This is a genomic window from Enterococcus sp. AZ079 (assembly GCF_050547255.1).
Taxonomy (GTDB): domain Bacteria; phylum Bacillota; class Bacilli; order Lactobacillales; family Enterococcaceae; genus Enterococcus_D; species Enterococcus_D casseliflavus.
Genome location: NZ_CP172955.1, coordinates 2,309,239 through 2,321,639 on the forward strand (window position 1 = coordinate 2,309,239; position 12,401 = coordinate 2,321,639).

The 12,401-nt window shown below is 44.3% G+C and carries 15 protein-coding genes; 7 read left to right on the top strand and 8 right to left on the bottom strand.

The genetic code is table 11. The features are described from left to right. Positions 1-105: 105 nt before the first annotated feature. From IGJ15_RS10995 to IGJ15_RS11010, 4 genes are all read right to left on the bottom strand, one after another. Positions 106-708 carry a hypothetical protein gene (locus IGJ15_RS10995; protein WP_005225485.1) on the bottom strand — a complete coding sequence of 201 codons (603 nt, stop codon included), beginning with the start codon at positions 706-708 and terminating at the stop codon, positions 106-108. Continuing rightward, positions 705-1,565, bottom strand: coding sequence for a carbohydrate ABC transporter permease (locus tag IGJ15_RS11000; protein ID WP_005225484.1), 861 nt, complete (start codon positions 1,563-1,565; stop codon positions 705-707). Before IGJ15_RS11000 ends, IGJ15_RS10995 begins: the two co-directional genes overlap by 4 nt. Next, positions 1,565-2,476: a carbohydrate ABC transporter permease gene (locus IGJ15_RS11005; RefSeq protein WP_005234717.1), complete on the bottom strand. Its 912-nt coding sequence runs from the start codon at positions 2,474-2,476 to the stop codon at positions 1,565-1,567. Before IGJ15_RS11005 ends, IGJ15_RS11000 begins: the two co-directional genes overlap by 1 nt. Positions 2,477-2,609: 133 nt before the next feature. Continuing rightward, positions 2,610-3,926: an ABC transporter substrate-binding protein gene (locus IGJ15_RS11010; RefSeq protein ID WP_430599075.1), complete on the bottom strand. Its 1,317-nt coding sequence runs from the start codon at positions 3,924-3,926 to the stop codon at positions 2,610-2,612. Positions 3,927-4,169: 243 nt separating this feature from the next. Between IGJ15_RS11010 and IGJ15_RS11015 the strand changes: the two genes are divergently transcribed. Continuing rightward, positions 4,170-4,688, top strand: a complete 519-nt coding sequence (locus tag IGJ15_RS11015) for an isochorismatase family cysteine hydrolase (protein WP_005225481.1) — start codon at positions 4,170-4,172, stop codon at positions 4,686-4,688. Between the two features lie 55 nt (positions 4,689-4,743). Here the strand turns inward: IGJ15_RS11015 and IGJ15_RS11020 are convergent, their stop codons facing one another. After that, entirely contained in the window at positions 4,744-5,028 is a 285-nt protein-coding gene (locus IGJ15_RS11020) for a hypothetical protein (RefSeq protein WP_005225480.1), read from the bottom strand. Positions 5,029-5,315: 287 nt separating this feature from the next. Between IGJ15_RS11020 and IGJ15_RS11025 the strand changes: the two genes are divergently transcribed. The 4 genes from IGJ15_RS11025 to IGJ15_RS11040 all read left to right on the top strand — a co-directional run bounded on the left by IGJ15_RS11025 (position 5,316) and on the right by IGJ15_RS11040 (position 8,082). After that, complete coding sequence (locus tag IGJ15_RS11025; protein WP_005225479.1) at positions 5,316-6,449, top strand: alcohol dehydrogenase catalytic domain-containing protein; 1,134 nt, start codon at positions 5,316-5,318, stop codon at positions 6,447-6,449. Between the two features lie 19 nt (positions 6,450-6,468). Beyond that, complete coding sequence (locus IGJ15_RS11030) at positions 6,469-6,813, top strand: YrhK family protein (protein ID WP_034868385.1); 345 nt, start codon at positions 6,469-6,471, stop codon at positions 6,811-6,813. Positions 6,814-6,841: 28 nt separating this feature from the next. After that, positions 6,842-7,057, top strand: coding sequence for a DUF378 domain-containing protein (locus IGJ15_RS11035; protein ID WP_008379021.1), 216 nt, complete (start codon positions 6,842-6,844; stop codon positions 7,055-7,057). A gap of 182 nt (positions 7,058-7,239) precedes the next feature. Next, on the top strand, positions 7,240-8,082 hold the full coding sequence (locus IGJ15_RS11040) for a hypothetical protein (protein ID WP_005225476.1): 843 nt from the start codon (positions 7,240-7,242) through the stop codon (positions 8,080-8,082). A 63-nt stretch (positions 8,083-8,145) separates the two neighbouring features. Here IGJ15_RS11040 and IGJ15_RS11045 read toward each other — a convergent pair whose 3' ends face one another. The 3 genes from IGJ15_RS11045 to IGJ15_RS11055 form a co-directional block, all read right to left on the bottom strand. Continuing rightward, positions 8,146-8,925: a sulfite exporter TauE/SafE family protein gene (locus tag IGJ15_RS11045; RefSeq protein WP_005225475.1), complete on the bottom strand. Its 780-nt coding sequence runs from the start codon at positions 8,923-8,925 to the stop codon at positions 8,146-8,148. Between the two features lie 99 nt (positions 8,926-9,024). Next, positions 9,025-9,759, bottom strand: coding sequence for an ABC transporter permease (locus IGJ15_RS11050; protein WP_005225474.1), 735 nt, complete (start codon positions 9,757-9,759; stop codon positions 9,025-9,027). Continuing rightward, positions 9,756-10,475: an ABC transporter ATP-binding protein gene (locus IGJ15_RS11055; RefSeq protein WP_034868383.1), complete on the bottom strand. Its 720-nt coding sequence runs from the start codon at positions 10,473-10,475 to the stop codon at positions 9,756-9,758. The genes IGJ15_RS11050 and IGJ15_RS11055 overlap by 4 nt, the downstream gene beginning before the upstream one ends. Positions 10,476-10,571: 96 nt before the next feature. On the opposite strand from IGJ15_RS11055, the gene IGJ15_RS11060 reads away from it, so the two are divergent. Then, positions 10,572-11,324, top strand: a complete 753-nt coding sequence (locus IGJ15_RS11060; protein ID WP_171805155.1) for a polysaccharide deacetylase family protein — start codon at positions 10,572-10,574, stop codon at positions 11,322-11,324. Further along, entirely contained in the window at positions 11,321-12,298 is a 978-nt protein-coding gene (locus IGJ15_RS11065) for an ABC transporter substrate-binding protein (RefSeq protein ID WP_005225471.1), read from the top strand. Before IGJ15_RS11060 ends, IGJ15_RS11065 begins: the two co-directional genes overlap by 4 nt. Positions 12,299-12,401: the final 103 nt, after the last annotated feature.

Here is a 12,401-nt window from a genome sequence, read left to right on the forward strand (position 1 = left end):
CATTCAGCATAGGCATAATTTTTGACCCTGTCAACCTTCTTTTCACAAAAAAACCGAAACTCCTTAGCTTTTCACTAAGGAAGTTTCGGGATACCCATTTGTTTTCTATTTGAGCGCTTGGTCACAGAGCACGACATTGACCAAATACAAGGTGCTGATCCCTAAGACCAATAAGTAGACAGGACCAAACAGCAAAAAGGTCAAGACAAGCGTCACTGTTGCTAAAAGATGCGCCAGTACTCGTTTGGGTGAACGAGCAAACTGATAAAAACTATAAAACAATGAGCTGGGCTGCTGCGGATAGGTGTGAAGCAGCCTCGTTTGATAAAGTAAGACCAAGCAAAACAAGCCAAAGGTGAACGCTAACGCGTAACTAGCGATCTGAAACAGCGGGTGCTGCAAACGGCTAAAGATAAAGCTGTCCGCCAAAAGCAGCAGGAAGAATAGACTGAGCAAACGGTCTTGCCCTTTTCTTGTTGTCCACTGTTGATGAAATGCCTGCTGAAAACGAGCTTTGCTGCTTGCCTCCAAGCCATCGTTACGCAGTTCCGTCAACGTCTCGATCAATGCTCGACTAGCGGTGGTACTCGTGATCAAAGGCAAGGAATACAACAGCCACATGCCTTGTAAAACCAGTAAATGCGGAAGCCAGTTGATGCCAGTCAACAGCGCTTGGTTTAAGCGTTGCGGGGTAACTTTTGTTCTCATCCTTTGGAACCTCCCGTCAGATCCATTCCCTCAATAAAGTAACGTTGAGCGAGGAAGAACAGCAAGATCGTCGGCAATAGCACAAGCGTTGCTCCTGCCATCAAGTAGTTCCACTGGGTCGTTGATTGGTTTTGGAAAACTTGCAGGCCAATCTGCAGCGTGTACTTTTCTTGGTTTTGAATATACAGTAATGGTCCTAAGAAATCATTCCACGCCCCATTGAAGGAGTTGATGGCAATCGTGATCAGCGCGGGTTTCGTCAATGGGATCATTAGATGGCTCCAAATATAAAGATGATTGGCGCCATCGATCTTAGCGGCTTCGATCAATTCATTGTTGACGGACAAGTAAAACTGCCGCATCAAGAAAATGTTAAAGGCGTTGCCGAAAAACGCTGGAACGATCAGCGGCAGATAGGTGCCGACCCAGCCGATTTTGGAAAACAAGACATATTGCGGGATCATCGTCACAAAGCCAGGAATCATCATGGTAGACAAGACGAGGGCAAAGATCAGATTTTTTCCTGGAAAGGCCAATTTTGCAAACCCATAAGCAATGAAGGAATTTGATAAGACATTCCCGAAGACTACTAAGACAGTAATGAATAAGGTGTTTTTTGCATACTGCCAAAAAGGAAAGGCGTTGATGGTCTCCAAATAATTGCCAAGATTGATTTCTTCTGGGAAAAAGGTCGGCGGGTAACGCACGATCTCCTCCATCGGTTTCAATGACGTAAAGACCATCCACAGCAAAGGAATCAGCAGCACGATCCCGATGATCGACATCACCACATAGCTGATGATTTTCTTGACTCGCTGTTGGCTTGATTTGCTTCGCGTTTTTGTCGTCATTTCCATTAGCTGCCACCTCCGGTATAGTGAACCCAGCGTGGTGCCAGCTTGAGATTGATAAAGGTCAAGACTAAGACGATCAAGAACAAGATCATCGACATTGCCATCGCATAACCCATATCAAAGGCAACAAATGCTTTGTTCCACATATGCAAATTATAGAATAGCAGCGAATTCGCCGGACCGCCGGTACCATTTTTGGTCATCACGTATGCTTCTTGGAAAATTTGAAAAGAACCGATCGTTGAAGTAATCACATCATAGAAGATGATCGGCGTGATCAAAGGAATCGTAATATTTTTGAATTTCGCCCAAACCCCCGCTCCATCGATCTCAGCCGATTCGTACAGCGTCGGCGAAATATTTTGCAAAGTAGCTAGATACAAGAGCATCGCGCCCCCTGAACTCCAAATCTTCATCAAAATCAACGCTGGTTTCGTCCATTCTGGATCAAACAGCCATGCCGGACCTTTGATATTGAACCAGCTCAAGAAGGTATTGATCAATCCTGCGGAAGGAGATAATAATTGCATCCATAAGACGTAGACGGCAACCCCTGAAAGGATCGCTGGTAAGTAAAAGGTCGTTCGGAAAAAACTGATTCCGCGGATTTTTTGATTCAGTAAAGTGGCTAGAAAAACACTGAATAACGTTGTTAAGGGAACATTGAAGAGTACAAAATACGCCGTGTTATAAAGAGATTTCCAAAACAGGGTATCTTGCGTAAACATGCGGGTAAAGTTCTTAAAGCCGATAAAATTCATTTTTGAAGTCAGATTGTAATCGGTAAAGCTTCCTACGAAGGAAAACAGCATGGGCCCTAACATAAACACCACGAACCCAAGCAAAAATGGTGCTACGAAGAAGTAGCCCCAAAGAGCTTCTTGCCGTTTACTTTTTGAACGCTTCTTTGGCATTCCTTCCACTCCATTCTATTTTTACTCATTGTTTGTTCAAGAAAACATGTCCGCTTCGCAAAGCAGAAAGCAAAGCCCAGTCCGCTAACCGACTGGACTTTCCTTCTTTTTTTAAAAACGCTCGTTTTGAGGTTTATTTGTTTTGCTCAACAAGATCTTCCACCGCTTTTTGCGCATCTGCCAACCCTTCAGCCGGTGTTTTGCTGCCTAGCATGATTTGGTCGATCTGTTCATTGACAAGACTACTGAAGTCAGGCGCTGTCAATGGCACAGGCGTGATCACCGTATTGGCAAAGTTTTCATCCGCCATTTGGTAGATCATTTGGCCGTTTTCATCTAGATTGTCGTTGTTGACCAAGTTTTCGTTGGCTGTCCGATTCGCCATGATATCAAAGCTCTTCTCACCAAATTTCTCTTGAACTTCTGGTGTCGACAAGTATTTGATAAACTCATAGGACGCTTCAGGATCTTTGGCACCGTATGGCATTTCTAGGACGAACCCGCCGCCCCATGACCAGTGACCAGAGCCGCTTTCTTTTTCAGGAATTTGAATGACCCCAAATTCAAAGTCATCTGGTGCATTTTCCGCCAAACTTGAGTAGTAGTTGATGTTTTGCGCACGCATCGCCACTAATCCAGAAATGAATGGATCGGCAACCCCTGAACCAAATTCAGCTTCTAAGCGATTGATGGTATCTTGACCATAATACTCTTGCCAGTCTAAGATCCATTCCAACGCTTCCACTTTGTTGTCTGTATCGATTTTGACGTTCTCATCCTTGTCAAACCAGCTGACGCCATCGTCGGCATTCAACGCCCACACGTCAGCGCCTAGATTCCACAATGGGTAAAAGCCGATCCGCTCAAAGTCATCACCGTTTTTGACATCTAATTTACGAGCAACTGTTTCTAACTCCTCCCACGTTTGTGGCAGTTGCTCTTCACTGATACCAGCCTCTTTAAAGAGTGTCTTATTGTAGAAAATCACTTGCGTATCTGTATTGAAAGGAACGGCATAGGCATCCCCTTCGTATTCCACTGTATCCCATAATTGCGGAAAAAATTCATCAGAAAAGCCCTCTTCGATATACTCACTTAAATTCGTTGCTTGCTGCGCTTCTGCCCGCTGAGCAACAGAATTGATATCTTGTACAATAACATCAGGCGGATTGCCAGCAGTGATCGACGACAGTGATTTTGTCCAAATATCGCCCCAAGGCTGGTAGCTGTATTTGACCTCGATTTTATCTTGTGACGCATTAAAATCATCAATAATTTCTTCAATTACTTCTTGTCTTGCACCAGACCCCCAGAAGGACCAAAAGTCCAACGTCGTTTTGCCATCTGCTGACTCATTCCCCGAGGAAACAGCGGTTTCACTGTTGCCGCATCCTGCCGCCAGTACACCAACTGAAAAAAGCAAAGTCCCCATATAAAATAACTTTCTCATTTAACCTAACCTACTTTCATTTATTTTTAATGCACTATATTAAAAGCTATCACTACTTCTTCTTTTCAGCAGACAAAAAGCATCGTGATTCGAATAAAAAAATAACGTTTTTACCGTTTCTCGACAAGAAGAGCGTTTTCTTTGAAAATATAAAAAAAGTAGGGCATCATAGAAATAGCACCTATTTTTCAACCTCACGTCAGACCATTTGAAAAACGATGTTTATAGAAAGGGAGTAACCACATGCTAGTCATTGTCGATATGCAAAACCAAATTCTCGATGAAGAGAACGAAGCGTATGTACCAGATGGCGCCGCTCTCGTCAAACGAATCGCCAAGCGCCTAGAACAAGCGCGGGCGAATGGGGAGTACATTTTACACACCCGCGACATTCCAATCGAAGTCAAAGGAACGCCTGATGAAGAAGCAGATGCCCTGCAGCTGATCCCAGAACTTAAGCCTCTCGAAAATGAAAAAGTCGTCAAGAAATACTATTACAGTATTCCACCTGAGGTCTTGATCGACATTAAGAAAAATCTATTTGAACCTGGAGAAGAAAAGAAAATCGAAATCACTGGTGTTGAAACCAACATCTGTGTCCTTTCCAATACCATCGAGATCCAAAGCGCCTTTCCTGACGCTGATTTTACTATCAATAAAACATTAGTCGCTGGTAAAAACCACGAGTCACAAGGACTCGACATCTTACGAGACTTCAATGTCGAAATCATTGATGGCACAAAACAAACCAATGACCAATAGGTAACGAAAGCTCCCTGTTCAAGGAACAGAGAGCTTTTTCAATTTGATTATTCATTTAATTCATTGAGCCATCTAATAGCTCGGTCGGAATTTCAATCCGAACCTCATTTTCAGTCTGACAGTTTGGACATATGAAGGTTCCTTCGATGGCTTCCTTCACTTCCCCGTAAGCATAATGAATAGCGATTTCATCTTCTGCCAATTCATTCGTTTCCAACGGTGGTACCATGGTTAATTGCCCCTCGCTGTCTTCTTGTAAATGAACGACCAGCTTCCCATCAAAGTTTTCATTGCAATTGGTGCAGGAAGCCTTTCCTCGAATCGTTAGATCCATGATCATCCCTCCTCATTTCTTGTCACTGGTTGATGCAGGTTCCGTTAGATACTCGTAACGCATGCACGCTTCACTTTAATAGTGTCACGCTTTCACTTTTTTAGCAAATCATCTGTTTTTCTTTTTTTAAACCATTGATGAAGAAAAAACAAATCAACCGTTTTGAGCGTTTTCGTTGTCAAATCGTTAAAATCCTTGCAGAATTAAATTATCTGTTACTAAAAAGTAAAAACGTGTTGTTGAAAAAATTAGTGATTGTCCGAACTTATCTGAACAAACAAGGAGGAAAAATGATGAAAGCAGTAACCTGGCAAGGAAATCAAAAAATGGACGTTCGTCGTGTAGAAGATCCAACGATTTTAGAACCGACGGATGCGATCATCCGAATCACCGCAACCGCAATCTGCGGCTCTGATCTCCACCTTTACCACCATGGCGGCTCGGTCTTGGAAGAAGGCTATGTCGTTGGTCACGAACCAATGGGTATTGTTGAAGAAGTTGGCAGTCAAGTACAGAAACTAAAAAAAGGCGACCGTGTCGTCATCCCCTTCAATATCGGGTGCGGCCATTGCCACTTTTGTCAAAATGAAATGGAAAGTCAATGCGACAATTCTTCAGAAGATACATTGTATGGCGGCTTATTCGGTTTCGGAAAAATGAACGGTAACCACTGGGGCGGTCAAGCCGAATTCTTGCGCGTACCTTTCGCAGATTTCACCTCGTTTATCGTACCTGAATCAACGATCCCTGATGAAAAAGTATTGTTTTTATCTGACATCTTACCTACAGCGTATTGGAGTGTCCAAAATGCTGGCGTCAAAAAGGATGATACCGTGATCGTCTTAGGCTCAGGCCCAGTTGGGTTGTTTGCCCAAAAATTTGCCGTGATGGCAGGCGCTAAGCGGGTGATTGCCGTGGACCCTGTTGCTCATCGCTTAGAAAAAGCCAGCAGCTACAATCAAGTCGAAACATTCCAATTGGATGATTTGGCTACTAGTGCTGATGAACTGTATGAGCTGACCAAAGGTGGCGCTGATGTGATCATCGACTGTGTTGGGATGGATGGTTTAGAACCCGTCAAAGAAAAAGCCAAAAACTTAGTCAGCTTGCAAAGTGGAACGATCTCACCGATCCAGATGGCCGCCAAAGCAGTCAAAAAATTTGGTACCGTCCAAATTACTGGTGTTTACATGACACCAGCTTCTTCTTATCCATTGCAAGAATTCTTTATGCGCAACATCGATGTCAAACACGGGCAAGCACCTGTGATCCATTTGATGCCAAAAATTTATGACATGATTGCGGACGGCTTGTTTGACCCGTCACAGATCATCACCCACACGATGCCTTTAGCAGATGCTGCCAAAGCGTATGAGATTTTTGACAAAAAAGAAGACAAGAACATCAAAGTTGTCTTGAAACCTTAGCACAAATAAAGGAGCAGTGATGGCACCTATGCCAAAAATCAAACGGAGTGAACATCAATTCGATCCGGGAAAAGAAGAAGATGTGATCATCAAGGCAAGTCGCTTTCGCATCTATTTTCAAAATCGCTACATGTTGATCTCACTTACGAATGATATTTTGACGGGCTTGTTTTATATTTTCGGGAGTATCGTTTCATTAACTAGTTTGCCTGCGATATACGGAACGATCGCCTATTTGATCGGCGGAGTCTTTTTGACCATTCGCCCGCTGATTAAAATCGTTCGCCATGTCTATATTTATAATGAGCGCAATCAAGACGGCGAGAAAGAAAAAGATGTCACCATCACCGACGATGAACGTTGATGGGACGACAACTAGAGAGGAGTTTCCTATGTTAAAAACATTTGATGGGATCGCACTGACCTTATTGATCATCGGCGGTATCAATTGGCTGCTGGTCGGCGCCTTCGAGTTTGACCTTGTCGCAGCGATCACCGGCGGCAGCACGTCGATCATTGCCCGCGTCATTTATATTCTAGTTGGGATCAGTGCATTGTATAGCCTGAAATTCTTTCCAGCTATCGCCCGCCAACAAACCCTCGACTAAATGAAAATAAAACCTGCATCTGCGATGTCCTGACCCCAAAAAAGTTAGATTTTTGGTCTAACGTTTTGAGGTCGCATCTGTGGATGCAGTTTTTTTGTCTACAATCATTGAAAAAAAACACCAGTTGTACTACTCTTGTATTTAACCTACTATTTTCAAAAAAAATAAAAAGGACGTGACTCATGACCCCACCTACTAGACCCTCGCTGATACGTCGGATACTCGGTCGGATGCTTTTGCTATTGATTTTCTTATTTATTTTAAGTATTATTGGCGGAATCATTGTTTTAAATAACCTCACCATCGCGGAAAATTGGTTTGGTCTGAATGAATACCAAGTCGTTGAAACCAGGCATCAGATCATTCGTTTGTTCCCCTATTTTTGGGTAGCAGGGATCCTGCTGGTCTTTTTGATCGGTCTGATCATCGGCATCAAGAAACGCAAAAAATCGCCATTCTATTGGTTATTCTCATTGCTCTTGCTGCCAGTGATTCTCTTTTGTATTGGCGTAGTTTCCACCTTTTTACCTGTAGACCGCCAACTCTTTCGAGAAGAAGCCAGTGCCAAAGAAATTATGGCTGCGCTGCCGAATCAATCCTCACTCAAGGACAAAGAGCTGCAACTGGTCAGCTATAGTTTTCACATCCGCAATGTCCCGCTAAAAAGCGGCATTTATGCAGTTGCGCGAGTGATCAATCCAAACACAGGCCTGCAAGACGAGTATTGGTATTACCCAGAAAATCTGTTGACCAAATGGAAAAAAGACGACGATACGATCGAGCTTTCGATGGAAGATACCATTGCCTTTGATGCCATCGATTGGGGCGTCATTCCCAAGATCATCAAGGATTCTGAGGCACGAGCAGCTCAGCTGGATCACTATGTTCCTGGCGTCAGCATCGTCATTTTAAACGGCTTCCAAGGCGAATGGACTTGGACCGTTGGTTTAAATGGGATTCGTAATCGCACCGAGATCAATTATGTTTATGATCTCAAAGGAAATTATCAATCCGAATGGCAATAAAACAAGCGGTACCTATCTTCGTGGATAGGTGCCGCTTTTTCATAGTTAAGCAAGCCGATTGAATTAGAAAAATAGTTGCATGCCATTGTAAATATTGATCAGCAAAACCAAAACGATCACTGTTTGAAAAACCAGTGTCACCCGCTGGGGCGAAAGGACATTGCTAGCCTTTGCCCCGATGAGTCCCCCAACAATGGCTGCCGGAATGACAAACCATAAAACCTTGAGGTCATATAGACCAAAACCTGTCGAAAAAGCGATCGTCAAAATTTTTGCCAACTGTGAGAAAAAAATCGTACAAATGGAATAAATCGTCGCCTCTTTGATCGGCATGGCAAACAGCAGCATCAATAAAGAAACATTGATGGGTCCGCCGCCGATCCCCAGCAAACTGGCTAGAAAGCCAAGAATCAAGCCGCAAGCTGCATACCAGCCGACTTTTTTCAACGCAAACCCGCGCCAGTTATATTTTGTATACAAAAAAGCAAACAATAGTGTCAGCACAGTCACAAGGATTTGGATCAGCTGAACCATCTTGTCGTCTCGAAAGACCAGCAATAACCGTTCAAAGGCAACATTTCCTAAGATACCACCTAACACAGCGCCGCCAGAAACCCACAAGGCAATCGACCAATTGATTTTCCGTCCACTGGCTAATTGTCTAGCTGTCGAAACGATGGACATCGTGAAGACCGCTGTCGCCGAGTAAAAAGAGATCGCAGCAACAGAATGGGCACCGATAAAATCGAAAATCGGTTTGATCAATACACCACCACCCATACCCGAAACAGCGCCTACTGCATTCGCCAAAACAATGACAATAAAATAGATAAACCCTATCACTCGCTCACTCCTTAGTATTGCGATCAACTTCGTTTTTCTTGCTCGATCGCTCTTTCTTATCAATAAATACTATCATACAATGGAGCAACCATTCATTTTCTAAGATTGTCGGTAACGGCACACCACTTTTTCCAACCAATCGATACTGGCAAAAAGCAGATAGCCCATCAAAGCAATCAGGAGGATACCCGAAAGCATTTGTGGGTAGTCCATTTTTGACCACGCACTTAAGATCAGATAGCCGACACCATACGTCGTGTTATAGTTTTCGGCAAAAAAGAGGGAAGCCAACGCGATCCCGATACTGACCCGCACACTGGCAAAAAGCGCGGGCATGAGCGCGGGCAAAATAACGAAGCGCAAGACATGGCGCCATTGATTGGTATAATTTTTCATGACTTGAAAATACGCTGGCGGGATCTTTGTGACTGCATCACGAATCGAGACAATCACTTGAATGACGATCACCGCAAAAATCAAGAGAATTTTTGAGAGATTGCCTAAGCCAAAGAAAATCATAAAGACGGGTAAAAACGCAACTTTAGGAATCGGATATAAAAAGTAAAGCAGTGGACCAAGCCGCCGATCCACTCTTTGGGATCGCCCAATCAAGATTCCTAACGGCACACCGACTAGCAACGCCCCGCTCAACGCCGCAAATACCCGCAGCAAACTGGCACCTGTGTGGATCAGTAAGACTTCTCGCAGTGCCCAAAAACGTTCGGCCGTTTCTAAAGGATTAGGCAGTGAGCGATTGTTGGTCACCCAGCTTACACCCCACCAAACCACGACAAACGAACAGAAGCCCCAAGCAAAAGATTTGATGGTTTTCATTGCCTCGCCTCCCTCATTTGTTCTTTCAACTGCAAGACGACTTCATAAAATGCCAATGAGTCTCGTTCTTGCTGGCTGCCGTAAAAAGGATTACTGATCGGCGTAACCCCCTGATCTTTTAGCAGTAAAATCGTCTGCCCCAAAAACACTGCCTCTTCTGGATCGTGGGTCACCACGATCAAGCTGTTTTGTCTGCGCTGCTGTTGGGCAGCGATCATGGCTTGGGCGTTTGCTTTGGTTTCTTGGTCCAGCGAAGCAGTCGGCTCATCCAATAATAAAACATCGGGCTGTGTGATCAGTCCCCGCCCCATGGCGGTCCGCTGTTTTTGACCGCCGCTAAGCTGATGCGGATAGCGGTCCTGCACCTGCGTCAATCCCAACTCAGCCAAACAGCTGGCGACCCGTTTTTTACGGCGCTCACTAGGGGTTTGGTTGATAATCAGCGGCATTTCCAGTGCTTGGTAGACTGTTTGCCAAGGAAACAAATGCAGTTCTTGGAAAACGACCTCGATGTTGTCAGGGGAACAGCCTTGGTAAGTGATCGTGCCCGATTGCGGTCGCTGCAACCCTTTGACCAAGGATAAAAGCGTGCTTTTGCCAATGCCCGATTCTCCCAGCAGCACATAGGTCACGCCTTGTTCAAAACAAAACGAAAGGTTTTTAAAAATGGCGGTATCTCCATAGGTAAAGGAAACGGAATCGAATAGAATACTCATCAGAGAATAAACTTCTTTCTTCAAATTATTTGTGTTGGTTTTCACATTTTATGCTATACTATTTTTTGCGTGATTGACAAGAAAGGATGGTTTATGATGTTTCAGACCCTCGTATTTCATGAAATACGTCCCGAAGCAGAACTTTATGATCAGGTCCGCCCGATCAAAGTCGCAGACGGGTATCAAGATGCCTTGCCTCTGCCCTTATTCAATAGCACTTCTCATTTTAAACAACAAATCGACTTTTTGAAAGCAGAAAATTACCATACGTTGACCCTTGCAGAAGTCAAAGATTTTTATTTCCGGCAGCAGCCGCTACCAGAAAAATCCGTGTTGCTGACCTTTGACGACTGCTATCAATCGATGAAAGAATATGCCTACCCACTGTTGAAAGAAGCTGGTTTCAAGGCAACAGCCTTTGTCGTGACTGGCTGGCTTTTTGATGCCCCTCAGCCTTACGAGCCAGAAGTTTCGCGGACATTGAGCAGCGCCGAATTAGCCGAAATGAGCGATGTCTTCGAATATGCCAACCATACCGATCATTTTCACGAACGCAAGGACCAGCAAGGGCGTTCGATGTGGGAAACACCAGCAGCCTTTGCGCAAGACTTACGAAGCTGCAATCAGCACGTGGCCATCAAGGATGTTTTTGCCTATCCCTTTGGCTTTTATGATCCGCAGACGATCGCTACCTTGGAAAAGGAAGGCTTCGTTCTAGCATTTACCACCAAACCAGGTATCAACACGGCACAAACCAAGCCAATGGAACTCCATCGGGCAGTCATCCCGTTCTCACTACCAATGGCTGCTTTTGAACAACGATTTAGAAACGAGGAAATGAACCAATGAAAAAAACGATTTTAGCAAGTATCCTAGCACTATTCGCTGTTGGCGCTGCCGCCTGCGGTAACACTGGCGAAACAGCAAGTACCAGCAATTCCAGCACTAGCAGTACAGAAGCTGCGGTCACAGATCAAACATTGACGATCGGGGTGTTACCAGCTGAATCAGCGATTCCGATCATTCTAGCAAAAGAAGAAGGCTTTTTCGAAAAGCAAGGATTGACTGTAGAACTCAAATCCTTCACTTCCCCGAATGACCGCAATGTGGCGGTGCAGGCAGGCGAGCTGGATGGTACGATCAGCGATGTCATGACAGAAGCGACCTTTAAGCAAAACGGCATCGATATGACGATCACTTCTGATATTTTGGAAAACTTCAAGATTCTCGCTTCACCGAATTCAGGGATCACTGAGATGAAAGGGTTAGCGGATAAAAAAATCACCCTTGTACCGAATTTCATTTTAGAATACATCATGGACCAATTTGCACAGGAAAATGATTTTACCTATGACATCGTGGATATCGCTTCTTTTTCTGCCCGTTCCGAAGCATTGCTCAATGACCAAGTCGATGGCGCAGTTTATACGGAACCGCAAGCCAGCATGTTGGCTGCCCAAGGGGCGATTGTTTTAGGCAGCTCTAAAGATGCTGGCATCAAAGGCGGCACACTACAATTTATGGACGAAGTTATCCAAAATCGCCCGCAAGACCTAAAAGCATTCTACACTGCTTACAACGAAGCCATCGATTACATGAATGCTCATTCAGCAAAAGACTATGCCGACATCTTGGCAGACTATCAATTTCCCGATGCTATGAGTACTTACTTAGATAGCCAGGAAGACTATCCGTATGCCCAGGCAGTGCCGCAAGAGCAATTCGACGCAATCATTGCTTGGACGAAAGACAAGGGTCAAATCGACCAAGCGTATTCTTACAACGAGTTGACCAATTTCGATTTTTTACCCGCTGACGAATAAGAAACAACAAAAAAGACGCATTTGCGTCTTTCAGACTGTAGACAAAGTACTAGTTTTTAGTGCTTTGTCTTTTTTTATCCGTTAAAATAAGAGTATCAATTGG